A 22,221-nucleotide genomic window follows, 5' to 3' on the forward strand; every position below is an offset into this window, starting at 1 on the left:
TCGCGCAGGACGACTGTCGTCTCGGAGGTCACTTGGGGGTGACCACCTTGTAGTTCTTGGGGACCTGCGCGTCCGGCCGGCGCAGATAGAGCGGCCGGGGCGCGAGCAGCTCCTCGCCCGCGGCGAGCTTCTCCGCGGCGAGCGAGGCGAGCGAGGCGGCGGAGACGTTCTCGGGCGCGCGGGCGTCCGGGAAGGTCTCGGGGTAGAGCACGGCGCCCGCGCCGACGGCGGGCAGCCCGGCGACCGCTTCGGCGATGTCCGCGGGCCGGTCGACGGCGGGCTCACCTTCACGCGTACGGGGGTCCTCGTACCGCGCCCAGTAGACCTCCTTGCGCCGCGCGTCCGTGGCGACGACGAAGGGGCCGCCCTCGATGCCGGCCTCGTGGGCGAGGCCGTCGAGCGTGCACACGCCGTGCACCGGCACGCCGAGCGCGAGGCCGAAGGTGTCGGCGGTCATCAGGCCGACGCGCAGTCCGGTGTAGGGGCCGGGGCCGACGCCGACGACGATGCCGGTCACCGCGTCGAGTCTGAGCCCCGCCTCGGCGAGCACCCGGTCGACGGCGGGCAGCAGCAGCTCGCCGTGGCGGCGGGCGTCCACCTGACTGGAGGCTGCGACGACGGACGACCCGTCGTGCAGGGCGACGGTGACGGCGGGGGTTGCGGTATCCAAGGCGAGCAAGAGCACGCGAACAGCCTACGGCTCCGGCGCCCGGCGCACGGCCGACCCGGGAAGCCGCACACCTGCTGCTACCGTCAACCCGGTAGCCGTACGGAGTACGAAGAGGGTGGAGCGGTTGTCCAGGAGCAGCTCGGGAATCGTGGCCGGGCTCACCGCCGCCGCGGTCGCCGCGGTCGGCTTCCTCGCCTACCAGGCGTCGGCGAGCGCGCCGGACGACCTGGGCGGCGGCAAGCAGGACGCCTCCCCGTCGGCCGCCACGCCGCGCTCCCCCAAGGACAAGTCCGACCCGAAGGCGGTCCCCGCGCAGTCCGGCAAGGGCGAGCGGGTCGTCTACTCCGTGGGCGAGGACCGGGTCTGGCTGGTCAAGGCCTCCGGCAAGGCGGAGCGCACGTACAAGGTCACGCCGAGCACCGTGGACCCGGTGCCGGGCACGTACGCGGTCAGCTCCCGCTCCGGGACGGTCACGGGCACGGACGGCGTACCGATCGAGCACGTCGTGCGCTTCACGAGCGTGGACGGCGTCGCGATCGGCTTCAGCTCGGCGGTGGACGGCTCCACCCCGAAGCCGGACCCGGCCAAGAAGACGGGCGGCATCCGCCAGTCCCGCGCGAACGGCAACGCGATGTGGGAGTTCGCGACGATCAGCGCGAAGGTCGTCGTGGTCCCGTAGGGACTGGTCGCCGGGGGAGCCCCGTGAGGGGCGCGGGGAACTGCGCGAGCAACCACGAGAAACCCGCAGCCGCGAACGGCACCCCCCGAGGCAGACCCCTAGGCGCTCTTGCCGAGGCAGACCCCTAGGCGCTCTTGCGCTCCCGGGCCTGCCGCTCAGGCGCCCGAGGAGGCGTGGAAACCGCCCTGGCGGCCGCGCATGAAGCCAACAGCACGCTCATGGAGACGTCCGAAGGCCCAGGGGCCCGCCCTGCATCTCGATGTTCAGAAGCCGACATGGACGCCTCCTGGGGCTCCGGGGGCAGACGTGGTTAGGTAGACCTAACCAGCACCGGTATCCATGTGAACACGCGCGACGCCCGCCGCGCAACATCTTGCCGACGGCTTGTCGGAACCTTCAGTGGAACGTACGAGACCTCGGGCACCCGGCCGGAGGCTCAGGCGGCCAGCAGCGTGAGGTCGGCCTCCGCCCACCGCGCCCCGACGCCGCTGAGCGTCACTTCCCGCACCTCGTCCGTCGTATCGCCCACGGCCCGGTGGATCAGCACCCGCAGCCGGTCGTCGGAGAGTTCCTCGACCTTGCCGTCGCCCCACTCCACGACGATCACGGACTCGGGCAGCGAGACATCGAGGTCGAGGTCCTCCATCTCGTCGAGCCCGCCGCCCAGGCGGTACGCGTCCACGTGCACCAGCGGCGGGCCGTCGCCCAGGGACGGATGGACGCGGGCGATGACGAACGTCGGGGACGTGACGGCGCCCCGGACGCCGAGGCCCTCGCCCAGGCCGCGGGTCAGAGTCGTCTTGCCGGCGCCGAGCTCACCGGTGAGCATCACCAGGTCGCCGGGGCGCAGCAGTTTGGCCAGGCGGCGGCCCAACTCGCCCATCTGCTCGGGCGAGTTGACGGTGATCTTGAGCGTGTTGGCGGGGGCCGGGCTGTGCGGTGCTTCCATGCAGCCCACGTTAGCCGCTGGAGGTCCGCGCATCCGCCGCCGCCGGCACACCCACCCGTCTCCCGCCACCACCCTTACACTGCCGCGCTGCGCGCCTTTCCCTCTGCCCTCGCCAGCAGATCCGCGAGCCGGTCGGTGACGACCTCGGGGTGCTCCAGCATGACGAGATGCCCCGCGTCCGGTACGAGCACGAACTCGGCTTCCGGCAGCAGATCCGCGATGGCCTCGCTGTGCTCGCTCGGCGTCACCAGATCCTTCTCCCCGGCGAGCACGAGCACCGGAAGCGCCGCGAAGTTCTTCAGCGCCGCCGCCTTGTCGTGCTCGGCGAAGGCCGGATAGAACTCCGCGACCACGTCGATCGGCGTCGACTCGATCATCCGCTCGGCGAACCGCGAGATCGCCGGATCCACGTCCTTCGACGAGAACGAGTAGCGCTTGATGATCCCCGCGAAGAGATCGGCGGTGGCCCGCCGCCCCCGCTCCACGAGATCGGCCTGCGAGCCGAGCGCCTTCAGGACACCCGGCAGCACCCGCCGCACCGCGTTCATCCCGGCCACCGGCAGCCCGAAGTTGACCTGTCCGAGCCGCCCCGAAGACGTACCGACAAGAGCGACACCGGCAACACGCTCCCGAATCAACTCCGGGAACTGATCGGCGAGAGCCATGGTCGTCATGCCGCCCATGGAGTGCCCGACCAGCACCAGCGGCCCCTCGGGCGCGGCGGCATCGATGACAGCCTTGAGATCCCGCCCCAACTGATCAATCGAGACAGCCGTCCCGCCCTCCAGCTGCGCGACCCCGCGCCCGGACCGGCCGTGGCTGCGCTGATCCCAGTAGACGCACCGCACGACACCCCGCAGGGCGGCCCGCTGGAAGTGCCAGGAGTCCTGGCTCAGGCAGTAGCCGTGGCTGAAGACGACGGTGACGGGCGCGGGCGCCTTCCGCCCGAAGAGCCGGCGCCGCCGAGGGGCCTGCGCACCGTCCGACTCCACCTCGTCGACCTCGTACGCAAGCTCGGTCCCGTCGTCCGCAGCGGCCTTGCCCGGCATGCCGCGCAGCGATCCATACGGCCCCGAGGCGTCGAGCGCGAGCCGTGCCTTCTTGCGCATGCCGCGGCCGACGGTGAGCCGCTCGATGGCGACACCGGCCGCGGCACCCGCGGCGACGACGCCTATCGCGGCACCGGCGAGGCCGGCCCTGCGCCAGTTACCGGCCGCCGCGGCGACTTCCGTCACCGCTTCGGCGGCCGCCCCCGTGCTGGTCTCGCTCACGTGCCGCTCCTACTCGGTCGGGTCACTCGTTCACATAGACGCGGGGAACACGCGAACCGATGCGGGTGACGATCTCGTACGCGATGGTGCCCGCGGCCTGCGCCCAGTCCTCGGCGGTCGGCTCGCCCCGGTCGCCGGGACCGAACAGGACGGCCTCGGAACCGACCGCGGGCTCGTCTCCCCCGAGGTCGACCACGAACTGGTCCATGGCGATCCGCCCGGCGGCCGTGCGCCACTTGCCGCCGACGAGCACGGGCCCGCTGCCGGACGCGCTGCGCGGAATCCCGTCCCCGTACCCCACGGGGACGAGACCGAGCGTGGTGTCCCCGGGGGTGATGTAGTGATGCCCGTAACTGACGCCGTGACCCCCCGGAGCGTGCTTCACCAGGGCCAGCGAGGCGCTGAGCGTCATGACGGGGCGCAGGCCGAAGTCCTGCGGGGTGCCGATCTCGGGGCTGGGCGAGATGCCGTACATCGCGATGCCCGGTCGTACGAGATCGAAGTGCGTCTCCGGCAGCGTGAGCGTCCCCGGCGAGTTGGCGATGTGCCGCACCTCGGGCCGGATGCCCCGCGCCTCGGCGGAGCCGACCATCTCGCGGAAGAGTTCGAGCTGAGCCGCGATGGACGGATGCCCCGGCTCGTCGGCACAGGCGAAGTGCGACCAGAGGCCGGTGACCTTCACGAGCCCCTCGGCCTCGGCCCGGAGCGCCCGCGCCACGAGCTCGGCCCAGTCGGCCGGCATACAGCCGCCGCGCCCGAGCCCGGTGTCGGCCTTCAGCTGGATACGGGCCCTGCGCCCCGCCTCGCGGGCTGCGGCGGTGACCTCCGCCAGCGCCCACAACCCGCTGACGGACATGTCGAGATCGGCCTCGATGCCCTCCCGCCACGGGCCGCCCGGAGTCCACAGCCAGCACATGAGCCGCCCCTGGATCCCGGCGGCGCGCAGGGCGAGCGCCTCCTCGGGGGTCGCGGTGCCCACCCAGGTGGCTCCCGCCTCGACGGCGGCCCGCGCGCAGCGGACCATCCCGTGCCCGTACGCATCCGCCTTCACGACGGCCATGAAGGCGGCGTCCGGCGCGTGGGCACGCAAAGTCCGCACGTTGGCCCGGAGGGCGGCCAGGTCGATCTCGGCGCGGGCACGCAGGGGTGCGGTCTCAGTCATATCGCCGACCAGTGTCTCAGAGCCCGCTGACAGCCTCGCAGTCGCGCGGCTCAGGTACCGGGCCTGCGCCCCCACACATAGACGCGATCGCCCTTGCCCAACATCCTCCAGAGAGCCTTCGCGTCACTGATCCGCAGATTCACGCAGCCACGTGAGCCGGGTGGGTTGTAGATGTTCCCGTAGATGCCGTGGAAGGCCTGCCCGCCGCTGAAGAACTGGCTGTAGGGCATGGGGGTGTCGTAGATCGACGACCAGTGGTTCTTGTGCTTCCAGTAGACCTTGTGCCACCCACCACGAGTGACATACCCGGCCCGCCCGCTCCGAATGGGCACGGGTTTGAGCAGCACCCGCTTCCCCTTCTGCACCCACATCAACTGACGGCGCAGATCGACGCAGGCGAGGCGGTACGCGCGCGTGGGGCACTGCTTCGCGGCGTTCGGGTTCTCGCGGGCGGAGATGAGGCGCATGCGGGCCCAGGTGACGGGTCCGGCGAAGCCGATGGCGGGCCGGATGCCTTCCTTCCGCTGGAACTCCCGGATGGCACGGCAGTCCTTGGCGGACTGCCGGCCGTCCACGGGAAGCTTGAGCCACCGCTCGACCTGCCGCTGATGGGGCCCGGTACTCCGGCTGCACCGGTCGGCGGCCTTGGCGACGACTTCCCCCGGCGGCACGAATTCGATGAGCTCTTCGCTTCGGGCGGGCTCCGGCTCGACGGCGTCCTCTTCGGCGCTGGGCGTGTACACGTCCGGCGGCAGGTCCTGGTCCGGGGTGTCCTGCTCCCAGGGGTGCGGGGGCGGAAGCGGGACTCCAGGGACGAGGGCGGAGGGGGCGGCGGGGCGCGGGGGCGGGGGTTCGGCGGCGGCGGGGCCGGCGGGCAGCACGGCAACAACAACAAACAGCAGCCCGACACCCCGCCGGGCGTAATTTCTGACCATGCGACGAGAGAACCTCGGCGGTCGGCCTTGAACGGCAGAGCCGCGCGGGGGATTCACTCAAAGGGCGGGTGCTTGCCCTACCGCTCGGGAGGTGGCGGCACGCCCCACCCCACTGAGGCGACGGGCATCGGCCCCCACGCACGGTCAGCCCGCATCGAGAGGTGAGGGGACGTGTCGGTATGTCCGCACGGAGCACGGTACGCAGGCCTCGCGAACCGAAGCAGGAGAAGAGTCAGCAGGAGATGGCGAGTACGGACATACCGACGCGGCCCCGCCCCACAACCGAGGCGAATCGCACGAGCAACGAGGACGGACCCCGCCGCTAACGACCAGCCCCCCCCCCGCCCTAAACCCCCCGCACATCCCGCCAAGCCGCAGGAATCCCCGCAGCCACATCCTGCGCCCCCACCGGCGCCCCATCCGCCGCATGCCGAGCGGCGAGCCCATGCAGATAGGCCCCCACCGCCCCCGCGTCCGCCGCCGAAAGCCCCGCCGCCAGCAACGCGCCCGCAAGTCCGGACAGCACGTCACCGCTCCCCGCCGTCGCCAGCCACGACGTCCCCGTCGGATTGGCCCGCACCACCCCCGCCGCGTCACCCACCAGCGTCGTCGACCCCTTCAGCAGCACGGTCGCCCCGTACCGCCCCGCCAACTCCCGCACCGCATCCAGCCGCCCCCGCTCCACGGACTCCCGCGAAACCCCGAGCAGCGCCGCCGCCTCCCCCGCATGGGGCGTCAGCAGAGTCGGCGCGGACCGCCCCCGCACCTCGCCCACGTCGACGAGCCGCAACCCGTCCGCGTCGATCAGCACCGGCACATCCGAGTCGACGACATCCCCGAGCCGCCCGGCATCGTCCCCGAGCCCCGGCCCGACGACCCACGCCTGCACGCGCCCCGCCTTGCCCGGCGCCCCGTCGGAGACAAGCGTCTCCGGGAACCGGGCGATGACCGCGTCCCCGGCGGGCCCGACATACCGCACGGCCCCCGCGCCACCCCGCAACGCCCCCGCGACGGCAAGGACGGCAGCCCCCGGATACCGCGCGGACCCGGCGACGACACCCACCACGCCCCGCCGGTACTTGTCGCTCTCCCCGGTCGGCAACGGCAGCAACGAGGCGACGTCGTCGTACTGAAGGGCTTCGACCTGAACCCCAGCCCCCGCCGGCCCCGCCCCCGCCAGCTCCGCCCCGAGCCCGATGTCGACGAACCGCACGACACCCGCGTACTCCCGCCCGGGATCGATCAACAGCCCCGGCTTGTACGCACCGAAGGTGACCGTCACGTCGGCGCGCACGGCGTCCCCGGCCACGACCCCGCTGTCGGCGTCGACACCACTGGGCAGATCCACGGCGACGACAGGCACCCCCGCCTCCCGCACAAGCCCCACGACCTCGGCGGCCCCGGCCCGCAGTCCGCCCTGCCCCCCGATGCCCACGATCCCGTCGACCACGAGATCGGCATCGCACAGCACACCCGAGGCGGATGGATCGACGACCCGCCCCCCAGCCGCGCGGAACGCCGCGAGCCCACTCGTATGCACCCGCTCGGGCGACAGCAGCACCGCGCCGACCCCGGCCCCGCGCCGCGCGAGCCGCGCCCCGGCGTACAGCGCGTCACCCCCGTTGTCCCCGCTGCCCACGAGCAGCACGACCCGGGAGCCGTACACCTTGCCGAGCATCTGGGCACAGACCACGGCGAGCCCCGCGGCGGCCCGCTGCATCAGGGCGCCTTCCGGCAGCCGCGCCATCAACGACCGCTCAGCGGCCCGGACCGTCTCCACGGAGTACGCAGTACGCATGCCCCGAGTGTCTCCTACCCCTCGGCGATGACCACAGCGGAAGCCACCCCCGCGTCATGGCTGAGCGAGACATGCCACTGCCGGACGCCCAGCTCGGCGGCGCGCGCCGCCACCGTCCCGCGCACCCGCAGCCGCGGCTGCCCGCTCTCCTCGACGACGATCTCCGCGTCCGTCCAGCGCAGCCCCGCAGGCGCGCCAAGGGCCTTGGCCAACGCCTCCTTGGCGGCGAACCGCGCGGCCAGCGAGGCGACGCCCCGCCGCTCCCCGCTCGGCAGCCACAACTCGCGCTCCACGAACAGCCGCTCGGCCATCCTCGTCCTGCGCTCCAGCGAGACGGCGAACCGCTCGACTTCGGCGACGTCGATGCCAACCCCGATGATCACGAGCAACCAACCCCAATACTCACAAGCAGCACCCTACGAGCCCACGCCCCGCTCCCCGCCGAAGCCCCGCAGGCCGACGCACCCCCCGCCCAAGCCCCGCAGGGTGACGCACCCCACCCCCCGCCCCGTTCAAACAGCCGTAACAATGGACTGTGATCTCTTCGGTCTCCGTGCCCCCGACGGCACCCCGGAGCGCCCACCGGCACAAGCCGGAGGCGACTCCCTACGTCGACCTCACCCGCGCCGAGTGGAGTGCTCTGCGCGAGAAGACGCCGTTGCCCCTCACGGCGGAGGAGCTGGAGAAGCTCCGCGGCCTCGGTGACGTCATCGACCTGGACGAGGTGCGGGACATCTACCTCCCGCTCTCCCGCCTGCTCAACCTCTACGTGGGCGCGACGGACGGCCTGCGCGGCGCGCTCAACACCTTCCTCGGCGAGAAGGGCTCCCAGTCCGGCACGCCGTTCGTCATAGGGGTCGCCGGTTCGGTGGCGGTCGGCAAATCGACCGTCGCCCGTCTCCTCCAGGCGCTGCTCTCCCGCTGGCCGGAACACCCCCGCGTGGAGCTGGTCACCACCGACGGCTTCCTGCTCCCCACCAAGGAGCTTGAGGCCCGCGGCCTGATGTCCCGCAAGGGCTTCCCCGAGTCGTACGACCGCCGCGCGCTGACCCGCTTCGTGGCGGACATCAAGGCGGGCAAGGACGAGGTCACGGCCCCCGTCTACTCCCACCTGATCTACGACATCGTGCCCGGTCAGCGCCTCTCCGTCCGCCGCCCCGACATCCTCATCGTCGAGGGCCTGAACGTCCTGCAGCCGGCCCTCCCCGGCAAGGACGGCCGCACCCGCGTAGGCCTCGCCGACTACTTCGACTTCAGCGTGTACGTCGACGCCCGCACGGAGGACATCGAGCGCTGGTACCTGAACCGCTTCCGCAAGCTGCGCGCGACGGCCTTCCAGAACCCGTCCTCGTACTTCCGCAAGTACACCCAGGTGTCGGAGGAAGAGGCCCTCGACTACGCCCGCACGACCTGGCGGACCATCAACAAGCCCAACCTGGTGGAGAACGTGGCCCCGACACGGGGCCGCGCCACCCTCGTCGTACGCAAGGGCCCCGACCACAAGGTCCAGCGCCTGAGCCTGCGCAAACTCTGAGCCCGCGAAAGCTCTGCACCGGCGCGAAGACGGCTAACCTGCGCGCATGCTGCATCTGCGCCTGATCACCCCGGCCGACAAGACGGACGACGTGGTGCGCCTGATCGAGAAGACGGTCGGCACCACCCATCTGGCCGTCATGCCGGGCGCGGCCCGCAACCCGGCGGGCGACGTGGTGATGTGCGATGTCGCCCGCGAGGCCGGTGACACCCTGCTCGGCGGCCTGCGCGCGCTCGACATCGACAAGTGCGGCTCGATCGCGGTGGAGAACATCGACCTGTCGATGTCGCGGCGCGCCGACAAGGCGGAGGACGAGGCGCCGGGCGAGGGCGCGGACGCGGTCCTGTGGGAGCAGCTCACGGACGCGACGCACGAGGAGTCGACGCTGTCGATCACGTACGTCGCGTTCATCACGCTCGCCACGATGATCGCGGCGTGCGGTGTGGTGCTCGACAACGCGATCCTGATCGTGGGCGCGATGGCGGTGGGCCCGGAGTTCGGCCCGCTGGCCGGCTTCTGCACGGCCCTGGTCCAGCGCGCGCCCCGCCTGGCCCTGCGCTCACTGATCGCGCTGATCGTGGGCTTCGCGGTGGCGATGGTGGTGACGGTCGGGTTCAGCTACTTCATGGACGCGGTGAACCTGTTCAGCGACAGTGCCCTGAAGTCGGAGCGCCCGAACACGAACTTCATCTACCGCCCCGACTGGTTCTCGTTCGTGGTGGCGGTCCTCGCGGGCGCGGCGGGCACGCTCTCGCTCACCTCGGCGAAGTCGGGCGCCCTGGTCGGCGTCGCGATCTCCGTGACGACGGTCCCCGCGGCGGCGAACGCCGCGGTCGCCTTCAGCTACGACGAGTACAAGCAGGCGTGGGGCTCCACCGAGCAGCTGCTGCTCAACCTGCTCGGCATCGTCCTCGCCGGTACGTTCACGCTGCTGGCCCAGAAACTGCTCTGGGCCAAGCAGCGCGAACGTACCACCAAGCCACAACTGCTCTAGCCCAGCGCGGACTTCACCACGTCGGCGAGGCGTCCGGCCACCGACCGGGCCTGCTCGATGTCGGCGGCCTCGACCATGACCCGCACCAGCGGCTCCGTGCCGGACGAGCGCAGCAGCACCCGCCCCGTCGCGCCCAGCTCGCGCTCGGCCTCGGTGACGGCGGCCGACAGCTCGGCGGAGGTGGTGACCCGCGTCTTGTCGACGTCGGGCACATTGATGAGCACCTGCGGAAGCCGCTCCATGACGCCGGCCAGCTCCGCCAGCGAACGGCCGGTCTCGGCGACGCGCGCCGCGAGCAGCAGGCCCGTCAGCGTGCCGTCACCGGTCGTCGCGTGGTCGAGGATGATCACGTGCCCGGACTGCTCGCCGCCGAGGGCGAAGCCGTGCTCCTTCATCGACTCCAGGACATAGCGGTCGCCCACGGCCGTCTGCACCAGGGACAGGCCCTCGCGCTCCATGGCGAGCTTGAAGCCCAGGTTCGACATGACCGTCGCGACGACGGTGTCCGAGCGCAGCGTGCCGTGCTCCCGCATGGCGAGCGCGAGCACCGCGAGGATCTGGTCGCCGTCGACCTCCGCGCCCGTGTGGTCCACGGCCAGGCAGCGGTCCGCGTCGCCGTCGTGCGCTACACCGAAGTCGGCGCCGTGCTCGACGACGGCGGCCTTGAGCAGGCCCAGGTGCGTGGAGCCGCAGCCGTCGTTGATGTTCAGGCCGTCCGGCTTGGCGCCGATCGTGATGATCTCGGCACCGGCGCGCGTGAACGCCTCGGGCGAGACACGGGCGGCCGCGCCGTGCGCCTCGTCGAGGACGATCTTCAGTCCGTCGAGGCGGTTCGGCAGGACGCCGATGAGGTGGGCGACGTACTGGTCGAGACCCTGGTCGTACGTCGACACCCGGCCGACGCCCGCGCCCGTGGGGCGCTGCCAGGGAGCGCCGGTGCGGTGCTCCTCGTACACGGCCTCGATACGGTCCTCCAGCTCGTCGGCCAGCTTGTGGCCGCCGCGCGCGAAGAACTTGATGCCGTTGTCCGGCATGGCGTTGTGGCTCGCGGAGAGCATCACGCCGAGGTCGGCGCCCAGCGCACCGGTGAGATGCGCCACCGCGGGGGTGGGCAGCACACCGACGAGCTGGACGTCCACGCCCGCGCTCGCGAGACCGGCGACCACCGCGGCCTCCAGGAACTCCCCCGACGCGCGCGGGTCACGCCCGACCACCGCGACCGGCCGATGCCCCTCGAACGTGCCGGCCTCGCCGAGCACATGAGCCGCCGCCACGGAGAGCCCGAGCGCGAGCTCGGCCGTCAGATCCGCGTTGGCGACACCGCGCACGCCGTCCGTGCCGAAGAGTCGTCCCACTGCTGTCCTCCTCCGGACTTACACCCCGGGATCACCGGGGTCCCGCCCCGGCATCACAGGGATCACCAGGGTTCCCGATAAACGAACGCCCCGGCAGCACGCAACGTGCCGCCGGGGCGAACGAAAAGTACAAGCAGGCAGATTAGCGCTTGCTGTACTGCGGAGCCTTGCGGGCCTTCTTGAGACCGGCCTTCTTGCGCTCGACCGCACGGTCGTCACGCTTGAGGTAACCGGCCTTCTTGAGGGCGCCACGGTTGTTGTCGACGTCGGCCTCGTTCAGCGCGCGGGCGACACCGAGACGGAGCGCACCGGCCTGACCGGAGACGCCGCCGCCCGAGATGCGGGCGATGACGTCGTAGCGGCCGTCGAGCTCGAGCACCTTGAAGGGCTCGTTGACTTCCTGCTGGTGGACCTTGTTCGGGAAGTAGTCCTCGAGCGTGCGCCCGTTGACCTTCCACTGGCCGGTGCCCGGAACGATCCGGACACGGGCGATGGCGTTCTTGCGACGGCCCAGGCCGGCGGCCGGCTGCGGGTCGCCGAAGCGCGCGGCGTTCGACTCCGAGGTGTACTCGCCCTCGACGGGCGCCTCGGACTCGGTGGTGTACTGCTCGACGTCAACAACCTCGGTCTCTTCGACCGGCTGCTCAACGGTGGTCTCGGCCACGATTCTCCTCAGATTTCTTTTCGTCTTTGGGGGTGGCCGGAACTACTGCGCGACCTGGGTGATCTCGAACGGGACCGGCTGCTGCGCAGCGTGCGGGTGGTTCTCGCCCGCGTAGACCTTCAGCTTCGAGAGCATCTGACGGCCCAGGGTGTTCTTGGGGAGCATGCCCTTGACGGCCTTCTCGATGGCCTTCTCGGGGCTCTTCTCGAGCAGCTCGTCGTAACGGACGGAACGCAGACCACCCGGGTAGCCGGAGTGGCGGTACGCCATCTTCTGGGTCTTCTTGTTGCCGGAGAGGTGCACCTTCTCGGCGTTGATGATGATGACGAAGTCACCGGTGTCAACGTGAGGGGCGTAGATCGCCTTGTGCTTGCCCCGCAGGAGGGTGGCAGCGGTGGTCGCCAGACGACCCAGGACGATGTCCCGGGCGTCAATGACGTGCCACTGGCGGGTCACATCGCCGGGCTTGGGGCTGTACGTACGCACTTCGTAGCCTTCGCTTCTTCAGTGGATGGGGTCCAGACACACGGCACCCAGGAAGCGATCATGCAGCTGGGGCTCACAATGCTGGGGACGCTGCCCATATGCGAGCCACTGGTAACTGCTCCAGGGAACCTACGTAAGGGCCCTTTCGCGTGAGAACGACGAAGCCAATACGTATCAATCGACGAGAGTACCCGCGCCGCCCCTTACGGGTCAAAACGCGGCCCTGGAGACCGGCGCCGGCGACTCCGCCGCCCGGGGCGGCTCCGCACCGTCCAAGGTAACCGCCCTCGGCCGCAGACAGCACCGGGCGACCGTGCAGGCCAGCACAGAGAGCGTGACGAAATCCCTGAAGGCCCGCCTGGTGCCGGGCTCCAGCCAGGGCCAGGCGAACCCCGGGATCTGCGGCACGAGCGCCAGCCAGAACCACGGCCCCCGCGCCACCGCCCCCGGCACGAGCACCCCGGCGAGCAGCAGCGGCAGCACGACCAGCAGATAGTGGTCGTACGAGGGCCTGGACACCAGGAACGCCGCCAGCATCAGCATCACGGCCGTCTCCACCACCCGCAGCGGCCCCCCGTCCCCGCTCCCCCAGCGCCGCCCGGCGCACCACACCCCCGCGCCCGCCGCCAGCACGGCAAGCAGCGACGCCGCCCCCTGCGGCACTCCCAGGCGCGGCAGGACCGCCGCCGGGGACGCCTCGTAGAGCCGTACGAAACGGTCGTCGCCCCGCAGCAGGAACGGCAGCGTCCGCGTGAAGAACCCCGCCGGGTCCGGCATCAGGAGCGCCGCCCCCGCCGACACCGCCCCCGGCACGAGCACGGCCGCCGCCAGCCCCCGCCACCGGCGCGCGAAGACGAAGAGCAGCACGACCGGCGCGAGCAGCGGCTTCACGGCGACGGCCGCTCCGATGACCAGTCCCGCGGCCACCCACTTCCCCTTCCGTACGAGGAGCAGCGCGAGCGGCAGCGCGGCCGCCGAGGCCACGGTCCAGTTGCCGAGCTCGACGAGGTGCCCGAACGGCGCGAACCCCGCCGCGAGCGCGAGCAGCCCGAGCACCGCGAACCGGCTGCGCCACGGCACCCCGTGGATGCGCAGCGCACAGGCCCAGCCGAAGACGAGCGCGGCGGTGACCCCGCCCGGCACGAGATGGCGCACGAGGGACTGCGGGAGCAGGGCCTGCGGCACGGCGGCGAGCACGGCTCCCGGCAGATAGAGGAAGTGCCGGTCCGCATAAGGGGAGCGCCCGTCCAGCCAGGCCTCGGCGGCGCGCACCACGATCGCGTTGTCCATCCCGCCGTCCGGGCCCCGAAGACCCACCCGGAGCACGCCGGCGACGAGCACCACCCCGAGCGCCGCCCAGGCCTGCCAGGCCGCCGGTCGCAACAACCACCCACTAATCGCCGATTTGCCCGTATCCATACCGATCAGGCTAGGTCGGAAGCCTCTCCCGACCCCGGCTCAACATCCACAACTCCCCGTCTAAGATGCGGCGCATGAGCTTTGGGCAAGGGGGACCTCAGTGGGGTCCGGGCGATTCACAGACTCCTGACTGGGCGGCGCTCGCCGAGGCGTCCGAATCGCGCGCCAAACGCCGGAAGTTGCTGATGATCGGCGGCGGCGCGCTCGCCACGGTCGCGGTCGCCGCGGCCGTCGCGATCGCGGTCGTCTCCGCGAACAGCGACAACTCCTCCGCGTCGAACAAGCCGGCCAGCGAGCTGCCGACGACCGCGGACATCCCCGGCGCGAGCAAGGACACCGGCCCGTCCTTCGAGGCGACCACGCCGCCGCCCCCGCCGGACCCCAAGGAGTTCATCTCCAGCGCCAAGAAGGACAAGGCGCCGCTCAGCGCCGACACCCTCTTCCCCGGCAAGACGCTGACCTCGGGCGACAACGTCTACAAGAAGGGCGCGACGAGCGCCACGAAGAAGTGCGCGAGCGTCACCCAGGCCGCGCTCGGCGCGATCCTCTCCAAGCACGACTGCACCCAGCTCTTCCGGGCCAGCTATGTGAAGGGCAACATCGCGGTGACGGTCGGCGTGGCCGTCTTCGACACCGCGGCGCAGGCCGAGAAGGTCAACAAGGAGGCGGACAAGGGCCTCGTCGTCTCCCTCCCCGGCAAGGGCGTTCCGGGCTTCTGCCGTACGGCGGTCTGCCGCGGCACCTACAACGCGTACGGCCGCTACGCCTACTTCACGACCACCGGCTTCACCAGCGACAGGGACGTCACGAAGAAGGACAGCAAGGTCTACGACACCGGCGACGTCCTGGGCCGCTTCACCTTCCAGCAGATCAACCGGCGGGGCGAGGCCCAGGCCTCCGCAGCGGCAAACGCGCCGGAGTAGCGCCCCGAAGGGGCGCGGGGCAGTGACATATATGCGGCTCCGCCGCGTGGGCGCGAGCAACCACAACGAACCCGCAGGGACAAACCGCCCCCTCGGCGCTCAGCAGCAACCGGCGCCCGGCAGCGTCCGCCTGTTACGCGCCTCTTTGCTGCGCGCAGCAAGCAACTCATCGGCGGGATAGCCCACCTCTTCGAGCGTCAGCCCGTGCGGCCGCACCACATGCACGGCGGAGTCCCGCACCCCGGCGGCCAGCACCTTGGCGGGCCACTCCACGGGCCGGTGCCCGTCGCCGACGAACAGCATGGCCCCGACGAGCGACCGCACCATGTTGTGGCAGAAGGCGTCGGCCCGCACGGTGGCTTCGAGCACCCCATCCGCCCGCCGCTCCCAGCTCAACTGCTGCAGCGTACGAATGGTCGTGGCGCCCTCACGCTTCTTGCAGTAGGCCGCGAAGTCGTGCTCGCCGACGAGCCGTTCGGCGGCGGCGTTCATCGCGTCGAGGTCCAACTCCCAGTCGTGCCACAGCACATGACCTCGCAGCAGCGGATCGACGCCGCCGGGGTGATCGGTCACGCGGTAGGCGTACCGCCGCCACATGGCCGCGAACCGCGCGTTGAACCCGGCGGGCGCCTCGGCCACCTTCCACACCCGTACGTCGTGCGGCAGCCGCCCGGCGAGCCGCCGCAGCAGCTTCTCCTGGTGCTCGGCCCACACGCTCTCCGGCAGATCGACGTGGGCGACCTGCCCACGGGCGTGCACCCCGCTGTCGGTCCGCCCGGCGACGGTCAGCTCGTACGTCTCCTGCGACCGGGTCACGGTCCGCAGCGCGCTCTCGATCTCGCCCTGGACGGTCCGCTGCCCCTGCCGCTGCTTGGCCCAGCCGGAGAAGTCTTTGCCGTCGTACGAAAGATCCAGCCGTACCCGCACGAACCCGGGCTCTACCTCTTCACTCACACCGCAATCCTCTCAGCACCAGGTACACGCGAAAGCGGGCCCGCCCCGAAGGGCGGACCCGCTCACAGCAAGGCAGAGCCTCAGGCGTCCTTCGACTCCTCGGCCGGAGCCTCGGCGGCCTCGACCGGAGCGTCCTCGACGGGCGCGTCCTTCTTGAGGGCGTCTTCCTTGACGGCACGCTTGGTGGCCGCCTCGGCCTCACCGGTGGCCTCCTGGGCCACGGTCAGGGCCTCCACCAGCTCGATGATCGCCATGGGCGCGTTGTCGCCACGACGGTTACCGATCTTGGTGATACGGGTGTAGCCACCCGGGCGGTTCTCGTAGCGCGGGCCGATCTCCGTGAAGAGCGTGTGCACGATGCTCTTGTCGGTGATGACGGACAGCACCTGGCGGCGGTTGTGAAGGTCGCCCTTCTTCGCCTTGGTGACCAGACGCTCCGCGTACGGACGCAGACGACGGGCCTTGGCCTCGGTCGTCGTGATCCGGCCGTGCTCGAAGAGCTGCTTGGCGAGGTTCGCCAGCAGAAGCTTCTCGTGCGCGGCGCTGCCGCCCAGACGGGCACCCTTGGTGGGCTTCGGCATGGTGTTTCTCCTAGTGATCTGCCCCGGCCGTATCAGGTACCGGGGTCAGTGGACCGCGCCCCGTAAGGGGCGCGGGGAACTGCGCGACCGGCCCAAGCCGGTCCGCAGAAAAATCAGTACTGCTCGGTCTCCACGAAGCCCGCGTCCGCGTCGTCGTCGGCGCCGAAGGCGTCGGCAGCAGCGGTCGGGTCGAAGCCGGGAGGCGAGTCCTTGAGGGCCAGGCCCATCCCATTGAGCTTCATCTTGACCTCGTCGATCGACTTCGCACCGAAGTTGCGGATGTCGAGCAGGTCGGCCTCGGAGCGGGCGACGAGCTCACCCACGGAGTGGATGCCCTCGCGCTTGAGGCAGTTGTACGACCGAACGGTGAGCTCGAGCTCCTCGATCGGCAGCGCCAGGTCGGCGGCAAGGGCGGCGTCCGTCGGGGACGGGCCCATGTCGATGCCCTCGGCGTCGATGTTCAGCTCGCGGGCGAGACCGAACAGCTCGACCAGGGTCTTGCCGGCGGACGCCATGGCGTCACGCGGGCGCATGGCCTGCTTGGTCTCGACGTCGACGATGAGCTTGTCGAAGTCGGTGCGCTGCTCGACTCGGGTCGCCTCGACCTTGTAGGTGACCTTCAGCACGGGGCTGTAGATGGAGTCGACCGGGATACGACCGATCTCCTGGCCCACCTGCTTGTTCTGGACGGCGGAGACGTAGCCGCGACCGCGCTCGACGGTCAGCTCCATCTCCAGCTTGCCCTTGCCGTTGAGCGTGGCGAGGACCAGGTCGGGGTTGTGCACCTCGACGCCGGCCGGGGGCGCGATGTCGGCGGCGGTGACCAGACCGGGACCCTGCTTGCGCAGGTACATGACGACGGGCTCATCGTGCTCGCTGGAAACAACCAGCTGCTTGATGTTGAGGATGAGGTCGGTGACGTCTTCCTTGACGCCCGGCACGGTGGTGAACTCGTGCAGGACACCGTCGATACGGATGGACGTGACCGCCGCACCCGGAATCGAGGAGAGAAGGGTCCGACGCAGGGAGTTGCCGAGGGTGTAACCGAAGCCCGGCTCCAGCGGCTCGATCACGAACCGGGAGCGGAATTCGTCGACGACCTCTTCGGTCAACGAGGGACGCTGAGCGATCAGCATGAAGTGTTTCCTTCAGTTCAGGGGCACCCACTATTTGATGCCCTGATGTATTGCAAGGGTACGGGCGGCACGCCTCCGAAGAGCCGTACCGCCCGAAAACCTAAGACAACCGTGCGTCAGACGCGGCGGCGCTTGGGCGGACGGCAGCCGTTGTGCGGCGTGGGCGTCACGTCCTGGATCGAGCCGACCTCAAGACCGGTCGCCTGGAGCGAACGGATGGCGGTCTCGCGACCGGAACCCGGGCCCTTGACGAAGACGTCGACCTTGCGCATGCCGTGCTCCTGCGCGCGACGGGCAGCCGACTCGGCGGCCATCTGCGCGGCGAACGGCGTGGACTTGCGCGAGCCCTTGAAGCCGACGTGGCCGGCGGAGGCCCAGGAGATCACGTTGCCGGTCGGGTCCGTGATGGACACGATCGTGTTGTTGAACGTGCTCTTGATGTGAGCGTGCCCGTGGGCAACGTTCTTCTTTTCCTTGCGGCGCACCTTCTTGGCAGCGCCCTGACGACCCTTGGGGGGCATCTATAACTCCTACGGGAGGTGGTCGGTCCTGCAGCGACAGCTGTCGATAGACCGCTGAGCGAGGACTACTTCTTGCCCGGCTTCTTCTTACCGGCGATGGCGCGACGCGGGCCCTTACGGGTACGAGCGTTCGTGCTGGTGCGCTGACCGCGGACGGGCAGGCCACGACGGTGACGCAGACCCTGGTAGCAGCCGATCTCGACCTTGCGGCGGATGTCGGCCTGGATCTCGCGGCGGAGGTCACCCTCCGTCTGGATGTTGGCGTCCACGTACTCGCGGATCTTGACGAGGTCTTCCTCGGTCAGGTCGCGAACGCGGGTGTTGCGGTCCACACCGGTGGCGTCCAGCGTCTGCTGGGACAGCGTGCGGCCGATGCCGAACACGTACGTGAGGGCAACCTCAACGCGCTTGTCGCGCGGGAGGTCAACACCTTCAAGGCGTGCCATTCAAGGCTCCTGTTGATTTTCGGAGGTCTTCAGCAGGACCGTTCCCAGGTGCCGTATGAGGTACATCCTGGGTCCCCGGCCTCCGACCGGGGGTGTCGCCCTCCATTACCGATGGATCTGAAGAGGGACGGGTCCTGCATATGTGCTTAATTGCGTCGCGCGAAAATCTGCGAACTGCAGTCGTGCGTCAGCCCTGGCGCTGCTTGTGGCGCGGGTTGTCGCAGATAACCATGACCCGGCCGTGACGGCGGATCACCCTGCACTTGTCGCAGATCTTCTTGACGCTCGGCTTGACCTTCATTGGGTGAGGTTCTCCGGGTCAGTGCCTTCACCCCACGCGAATGGGGTGCGGGCAAGATCTACTTGTACCGGTAGACGATCCGGCCACGCGTCAGGTCGTACGGAGACAGCTCCACCACGACCCGGTCGTCAGGGAGGATACGGATGTAGTGCATGCGCATCTTGCCGCTGATGTGTGCCAGGACCTGGTGGCCGTTCTGGAGCTCCACCTTGAACATGGCGTTCGGAAGAGACTCGACGACAGTGCCTTCGATCTCGATGGCACCTTGCTTCTTGGCCACGCTTCGCCCTTCGAATCGACTACCTTGATCGACTTCACGCACCGCATGCAGACACACGGATGCACGAGAGCCGACGCGTCAGTCTACGTCAGGCCACCCGGAAAGACGAATCGAGAAAGAATGCCCCATCGGGAAGATCCTTAAGCAAGCGGGGCATCAGCCCAGCGGGTCGGGCGCGACGGTCACCCCGTACTCCGCCAGCTTCGCCTTGCCCCCATCCGGGGACGTCAGCACGAAGGGGCCCTCCTCCGTCAGCGCGATCGAGTGCTCCCAGTGCGAGGACCAGGTGCCGTCCGTCGTGATGACGGTCCACTCGTCCGACAGGACCTCCGTGCGCGGGGTGCCGAGGGACACCATCGGCTCGATCGCCAGGCAGAAGCCGGGGACCAGCTTCGGGCCCTTGCCGCGGCGGCGCTCGACGTAGTTCAGGAGGTGGGGGTCCATGTGCATCTCCGTGCCGATGCCGTGGCCGCCGTAGTCCTCGATGATCCCGTACTTGCCGCCGCCCGGCTTCGGCTGCCGGCGGATGTACGTCTCGATGGCGCGGGAGATGTCGACCAGCCGGTTGCCCTGCTTCATGGCGGCCAGGCCCGCCCACATCGACTCCTCGGTCACCCGGGACAGCTCGATCAGCTCCGGAGCGTGACCGGTGCCCACGAACGCCGTGTACGCCGCGTCCCCGTGCCAGCCGTCGACGATCGCGCCCGCGTCGATCGAGATGATGTCGCCGTCCTTCAGGACGGTCTTCTCGTCGGGGATGCCGTGGACGACGACCTCGTTGACCGAGGTGCAGATCGTGGCGGGGAAGCCGCCGTACCCGAGGAAGTTGGACTTCGCGCCGTGCTCGGCGATCACCTTGCGCGCGACGTCGTCGAGATCCTTCGTCGTCGCACCCGGCACCGCGGCCTCGCGCGTCGCGGCGTGGATGGCGGCGACGACAAGGCCCGCCTCACGCATCTTCGCGATCTGCTCGGGGGTCTTGATCTGCACCATGGGGCTTCCGCTCTCCGTCATCCGTCCGAGAAACAACCGGGTCTACCTACACAACACTACGGCCGCGGTCCCCCTAGGGGCACCGCGGCCGTAACAGCGTAATGACTACTTGTCGCCGTTGAGCGCGTCCATCGCGCGCTTGGTGACCTCGTCCACCTTGCCGAGCGCCGAGATCGTGACGACCAGGCCCTGGGCCTTGTAGTGGTCGATGATCGGCTCGGTCTCGCGGTGGTACACGTCGAGCCGCTTGCGCACGGTCTCTTCCTTGTCGTCACCGCGCTGGTAGAGCTCGCCGCCGCAGACGTCACAGACGCCCTCGGTCTTCGGCTTGCTGTACGTCACGTGGAAGACGTGGCTCGAATCGTTCCGGCAGATGCGGCGGCCCGCGATGCGCTTGACCACCTCGTCCTCGGGGACCTCAAGGTCAAGAACCGCGTCCAGCTTCTGGCCGTCCGCCTTGAGCGAGTCGTCCAGGGCCTGCGCCTGCGACACGTTGCGCGGGAAGCCGTCCAGGAGGAAGCCGTGCTCGGCGTCCTTCTGGGCCATGCGGTCCTTGGCCATCCCGATGGTGACCTCGTCCGGCACCAGCTGGCCCGCGTCCATGAAGGACTTCGCCTGCTTGCCCAGCTCCGTGCCCTGGCTGATGTTGGCACGGAAGAGGTCGCCCGTGGAGATGTGCGGGATCGACAGGTTCTTGGCAAGGAACGCGGCCTGCGTTCCCTTGCCCGCACCGGGCGGCCCGACGAGGACGATACGCATCAGCGGAGGAACCCTTCGTAATTACGCTGCTGGAGCTGGCTCTCGATCTGCTTCACGGTCTCCAGACCCACACCCACGATGATCAGGATGCTTGTCCCGCCGAACGGGAAGTTCTGGTTTGCGCCGAAGCCCACCAACGCCATTGTCGGCACGAGAGCGATCAGACCCAGATACAGCGAGCCCGGCCAGGTGATCCGGTTGAGTACGTAGCTCAGATACTCAGCGGTCGGACGGCCAGCCCGGATGCCCGGGATGAAGCCACCATACTTCTTCATGTTGTCCGCGACTTCCTCGGGGTTGAACGAGATAGCCACGTAGAAGAAGGCGAAGAACACGATCAGCAAGAAGTACGTCGTGATGTAAATCGGGTGGTCACCCTTGGTCAGGTTCGCCTCGATCCACTGCTTCCACCCCGAGTTGCCCCCCGCGAACTGCGCGACGAGAGCCGGGATGTAGAGCAGCGAAGAGGCAAAGATCACAGGGATGATGCCCGCCTGATTGACCTTCAGCGGGATGTAGGTCGACGTACCGCCGTAGGACCGGCGGCCGATCATGCGCTTCGCGTACTGGACCGGGATGCGCCGCTGCGCCTGCTCGACGAAGACCACCAGACCGACCATGACGAGGCCGACCGCGATGACGGTGCCGAACTCGATCCAGCCGTCGGCGAGCGAGCCCTGCTGCTTGATGGCCCACAGGGCGCTCGGGAAGGTCGCGGCGATCGAGATGAACATCAGGATCGACATGCCGTTGCCGATGCCGCGGTCGGTGATGAGCTCACCGAGCCACATCACACAGGCCGTACCCGCGGTCATCGTGATGACCATCGTGACGGTGACGAAGATCGACTGGTCCGGCACGATCTCGCTGGCGACGGGGCAGCCGGAGAAGAGGGCGCCGGTGCGGGCGGTGGCCACCAGGCCGGTGCCCTGCAGGATCGCGAGCGCCACGGTCAGATAACGGGTGTACTGCGTGATCTTCGCCGTACCCGCCTGACCCTCCTTCTTGAGGGCCTCGAGCCGCGGGATCACCACGGTCAGCAGCTGCAGAATGATGCTCGCCGTGATGTACGGCATGATGCCCAGCGCGAAGATCGTGATCTGCAGCAGGGCACCGCCGCTCATCATGTTGACGAGACCGAACAGCCCCTGGTTGGTGTTCGCGACGTCCATGCAGGTCTGGACGTTCTTGTAACTCACACCGGGAATCGGCACATGCGTACCGATCCGGTAGATCACGATGATGCCGAGCGTGAAGAGCAGCTTCTTGCGCAGGTCGGGCGTCTTGAACGCCCGGGCGAACGCGGTGAGCACGGTGCCTCCTGCGACCCCCGCGCGCGTGCGTCAGAGGTAGTGGTCTGAGGATCGACGAATACGTATCAGTCAGAAAACCGCGCGGGCAGACCGCACGG

Annotated in this window: 25 protein-coding genes; 4 read left to right on the forward strand and 21 right to left on the reverse strand. The window is 69.6% G+C overall.

From position 1 onward, the window contains the following. Positions 1–28: 28 nt before the first annotated feature. Entirely contained in the window at positions 29–685 is a 657-nt protein-coding gene (gene tsaB, locus ACIBKX_RS12600; RefSeq protein WP_363272958.1) for a tRNA (adenosine(37)-N6)-threonylcarbamoyltransferase complex dimerization subunit type 1 TsaB, read from the reverse strand. A 109-nt stretch (positions 686–794) separates the two neighbouring features. On the opposite strand from tsaB, the gene ACIBKX_RS12605 reads away from it, so the two are divergent. Continuing rightward, entirely contained in the window at positions 795–1,349 is a 555-nt protein-coding gene (locus ACIBKX_RS12605) for a hypothetical protein (RefSeq protein WP_363272956.1), read from the forward strand. A 436-nt stretch (positions 1,350–1,785) separates the two neighbouring features. Here the strand turns inward: ACIBKX_RS12605 and tsaE are convergent, their stop codons facing one another. The 6 genes from tsaE to ACIBKX_RS12635 form a co-directional block, all read right to left on the reverse strand. Then, positions 1,786–2,298, reverse strand: a complete 513-nt coding sequence (gene tsaE / locus ACIBKX_RS12610) for a tRNA (adenosine(37)-N6)-threonylcarbamoyltransferase complex ATPase subunit type 1 TsaE (protein ID WP_363272954.1) — start codon at positions 2,296–2,298, stop codon at positions 1,786–1,788. Positions 2,299–2,372: 74 nt separating this feature from the next. Continuing rightward, complete coding sequence (locus ACIBKX_RS12615; RefSeq protein WP_363272953.1) at positions 2,373–3,569, reverse strand: alpha/beta hydrolase; 1,197 nt, start codon at positions 3,567–3,569, stop codon at positions 2,373–2,375. Positions 3,570–3,591: 22 nt separating this feature from the next. Beyond that, entirely contained in the window at positions 3,592–4,731 is a 1,140-nt protein-coding gene (gene alr / locus ACIBKX_RS12620; RefSeq protein ID WP_363272952.1) for an alanine racemase, read from the reverse strand. 50 nt (positions 4,732–4,781) lie between these two features. Further along, a complete protein-coding gene (locus tag ACIBKX_RS12625) occupies positions 4,782–5,666 on the reverse strand; it encodes a L,D-transpeptidase family protein (RefSeq protein WP_363272951.1) in 885 nt (294 codons plus the stop codon). 346 nt (positions 5,667–6,012) lie between these two features. Further along, positions 6,013–7,464, reverse strand: a complete 1,452-nt coding sequence (locus tag ACIBKX_RS12630) for an NAD(P)H-hydrate dehydratase (protein ID WP_363272950.1) — start codon at positions 7,462–7,464, stop codon at positions 6,013–6,015. A gap of 14 nt (positions 7,465–7,478) precedes the next feature. Next, a complete protein-coding gene (locus ACIBKX_RS12635) occupies positions 7,479–7,847 on the reverse strand; it encodes a holo-ACP synthase (RefSeq protein WP_363272949.1) in 369 nt (122 codons plus the stop codon). A 170-nt stretch (positions 7,848–8,017) separates the two neighbouring features. Here ACIBKX_RS12635 and coaA point away from each other — a divergent pair, with 170 nt between their 5' ends. Beyond that, complete coding sequence (gene coaA / locus ACIBKX_RS12640; protein WP_360769024.1) at positions 8,018–8,998, forward strand: type I pantothenate kinase; 981 nt, start codon at positions 8,018–8,020, stop codon at positions 8,996–8,998. 46 nt (positions 8,999–9,044) lie between these two features. Continuing rightward, positions 9,045–9,992, forward strand: a complete 948-nt coding sequence (locus ACIBKX_RS12645) for a DUF389 domain-containing protein (RefSeq protein WP_363272948.1) — start codon at positions 9,045–9,047, stop codon at positions 9,990–9,992. Here the strand turns inward: ACIBKX_RS12645 and glmM are convergent. From glmM to ACIBKX_RS12665, 4 genes are all read right to left on the reverse strand, one after another. Then, the gene (gene glmM, locus ACIBKX_RS12650; RefSeq protein WP_363272947.1) at positions 9,989–11,347 is read right to left on the reverse strand and encodes a phosphoglucosamine mutase; all 1,359 of its coding nucleotides are present in this window, start codon (positions 11,345–11,347) and stop codon (positions 9,989–9,991) included. The two genes, ACIBKX_RS12645 and glmM, sit on opposite strands and share 4 nt — an antisense overlap. A gap of 142 nt (positions 11,348–11,489) precedes the next feature. Beyond that, positions 11,490–12,011 (reverse strand): 30S ribosomal protein S9, encoded by a 522-nt coding sequence (gene rpsI, locus ACIBKX_RS12655; RefSeq protein ID WP_363272946.1) that lies wholly within the window; start codon positions 12,009–12,011, stop codon positions 11,490–11,492. A 42-nt stretch (positions 12,012–12,053) separates the two neighbouring features. After that, the gene (gene rplM / locus ACIBKX_RS12660; RefSeq protein ID WP_363272945.1) at positions 12,054–12,497 is read right to left on the reverse strand and encodes a 50S ribosomal protein L13; all 444 of its coding nucleotides are present in this window, start codon (positions 12,495–12,497) and stop codon (positions 12,054–12,056) included. A 210-nt stretch (positions 12,498–12,707) separates the two neighbouring features. Next, on the reverse strand, positions 12,708–13,916 hold the full coding sequence (locus tag ACIBKX_RS12665) for a glycosyltransferase family 87 protein (RefSeq protein WP_363272944.1): 1,209 nt from the start codon (positions 13,914–13,916) through the stop codon (positions 12,708–12,710). Between the two features lie 74 nt (positions 13,917–13,990). Here ACIBKX_RS12665 and ACIBKX_RS12670 point away from each other — a divergent pair, with 74 nt between their 5' ends. Beyond that, entirely contained in the window at positions 13,991–14,839 is an 849-nt protein-coding gene (locus tag ACIBKX_RS12670) for a hypothetical protein (protein ID WP_363272943.1), read from the forward strand. A 99-nt stretch (positions 14,840–14,938) separates the two neighbouring features. Here ACIBKX_RS12670 and truA read toward each other — a convergent pair whose 3' ends face one another. From truA to secY, 10 genes are all read right to left on the reverse strand, one after another. Next, positions 14,939–15,793, reverse strand: a complete 855-nt coding sequence (truA, locus tag ACIBKX_RS12675; protein WP_363272942.1) for a tRNA pseudouridine(38-40) synthase TruA — start codon at positions 15,791–15,793, stop codon at positions 14,939–14,941. 80 nt (positions 15,794–15,873) lie between these two features. Beyond that, positions 15,874–16,374 (reverse strand): 50S ribosomal protein L17, encoded by a 501-nt coding sequence (gene rplQ, locus ACIBKX_RS12680; protein ID WP_363272941.1) that lies wholly within the window; start codon positions 16,372–16,374, stop codon positions 15,874–15,876. A 113-nt stretch (positions 16,375–16,487) separates the two neighbouring features. Next, the gene (locus tag ACIBKX_RS12685; RefSeq protein WP_016645160.1) at positions 16,488–17,510 is read right to left on the reverse strand and encodes a DNA-directed RNA polymerase subunit alpha; all 1,023 of its coding nucleotides are present in this window, start codon (positions 17,508–17,510) and stop codon (positions 16,488–16,490) included. 116 nt (positions 17,511–17,626) lie between these two features. Continuing rightward, entirely contained in the window at positions 17,627–18,031 is a 405-nt protein-coding gene (rpsK, locus tag ACIBKX_RS12690) for a 30S ribosomal protein S11 (protein ID WP_003948617.1), read from the reverse strand. A 65-nt stretch (positions 18,032–18,096) separates the two neighbouring features. Further along, complete coding sequence (rpsM, locus tag ACIBKX_RS12695; protein ID WP_360768545.1) at positions 18,097–18,477, reverse strand: 30S ribosomal protein S13; 381 nt, start codon at positions 18,475–18,477, stop codon at positions 18,097–18,099. 187 nt (positions 18,478–18,664) lie between these two features. After that, positions 18,665–18,778 (reverse strand): 50S ribosomal protein L36, encoded by a 114-nt coding sequence (rpmJ, locus tag ACIBKX_RS12700; protein ID WP_003974245.1) that lies wholly within the window; start codon positions 18,776–18,778, stop codon positions 18,665–18,667. 58 nt (positions 18,779–18,836) lie between these two features. Next, positions 18,837–19,058, reverse strand: coding sequence for a translation initiation factor IF-1 (gene infA, locus ACIBKX_RS12705; protein ID WP_003948620.1), 222 nt, complete (start codon positions 19,056–19,058; stop codon positions 18,837–18,839). A gap of 156 nt (positions 19,059–19,214) precedes the next feature. Further along, positions 19,215–20,051 carry a type I methionyl aminopeptidase gene (gene map / locus ACIBKX_RS12710; RefSeq protein WP_363272940.1) on the reverse strand — a complete coding sequence of 279 codons (837 nt, stop codon included), beginning with the start codon at positions 20,049–20,051 and terminating at the stop codon, positions 19,215–19,217. Positions 20,052–20,156: 105 nt separating this feature from the next. Then, positions 20,157–20,810: an adenylate kinase gene (locus ACIBKX_RS12715; protein WP_363272939.1), complete on the reverse strand. Its 654-nt coding sequence runs from the start codon at positions 20,808–20,810 to the stop codon at positions 20,157–20,159. Further along, positions 20,810–22,123 (reverse strand): preprotein translocase subunit SecY, encoded by a 1,314-nt coding sequence (gene secY, locus ACIBKX_RS12720; protein ID WP_266869988.1) that lies wholly within the window; start codon positions 22,121–22,123, stop codon positions 20,810–20,812. Before secY ends, ACIBKX_RS12715 begins: the two co-directional genes overlap by 1 nt. Positions 22,124–22,221 lie beyond the last annotated feature (98 nt).

Origin of the sequence: Streptomyces sp. NPDC050658, assembly GCF_044457025.1 — a bacterium.
GTDB lineage: Bacteria > Actinomycetota > Actinomycetes > Streptomycetales > Streptomycetaceae > Streptomyces.

What these genes read in the sequence shown, in the direction of transcription:
- tsaE (WP_363272954.1), bottom strand. Translation starts at nt 2,298, where the DNA reads ATGGAAGCACCGCACAGCCCGGCCCCCGCCAACACGCTCAAGATCACC.
- alr (WP_363272952.1), bottom strand. Translation starts at nt 4,731, where the DNA reads ATGACTGAGACCGCACCCCTGCGTGCCCGCGCCGAGATCGACCTGGCC.
- ACIBKX_RS12625 (WP_363272951.1), bottom strand. Translation starts at nt 5,666, where the DNA reads ATGGTCAGAAATTACGCCCGGCGGGGTGTCGGGCTGCTGTTTGTTGTT.
- ACIBKX_RS12630 (WP_363272950.1), bottom strand. Translation starts at nt 7,464, where the DNA reads ATGCGTACTGCGTACTCCGTGGAGACGGTCCGGGCCGCTGAGCGGTCG.
- ACIBKX_RS12645 (WP_363272948.1), top strand. Translation starts at nt 9,045, where the DNA reads ATGCTGCATCTGCGCCTGATCACCCCGGCCGACAAGACGGACGACGTG.
- ACIBKX_RS12665 (WP_363272944.1), bottom strand. Translation starts at nt 13,916, where the DNA reads ATGGATACGGGCAAATCGGCGATTAGTGGGTGGTTGTTGCGACCGGCG.
- ACIBKX_RS12670 (WP_363272943.1), top strand. Translation starts at nt 13,991, where the DNA reads ATGAGCTTTGGGCAAGGGGGACCTCAGTGGGGTCCGGGCGATTCACAG.
- rplQ (WP_363272941.1), bottom strand. Translation starts at nt 16,374, where the DNA reads ATGCCGAAGCCCACCAAGGGTGCCCGTCTGGGCGGCAGCGCCGCGCAC.
- ACIBKX_RS12685 (WP_016645160.1), bottom strand. Translation starts at nt 17,510, where the DNA reads ATGCTGATCGCTCAGCGTCCCTCGTTGACCGAAGAGGTCGTCGACGAA.
- rpsK (WP_003948617.1), bottom strand. Translation starts at nt 18,031, where the DNA reads ATGCCCCCCAAGGGTCGTCAGGGCGCTGCCAAGAAGGTGCGCCGCAAG.
- rpsM (WP_360768545.1), bottom strand. Translation starts at nt 18,477, where the DNA reads ATGGCACGCCTTGAAGGTGTTGACCTCCCGCGCGACAAGCGCGTTGAG.
- rpmJ (WP_003974245.1), bottom strand. Translation starts at nt 18,778, where the DNA reads ATGAAGGTCAAGCCGAGCGTCAAGAAGATCTGCGACAAGTGCAGGGTG.
- map (WP_363272940.1), bottom strand. Translation starts at nt 20,051, where the DNA reads ATGGTGCAGATCAAGACCCCCGAGCAGATCGCGAAGATGCGTGAGGCG.
- ACIBKX_RS12715 (WP_363272939.1), bottom strand. Translation starts at nt 20,810, where the DNA reads ATGCGTATCGTCCTCGTCGGGCCGCCCGGTGCGGGCAAGGGAACGCAG.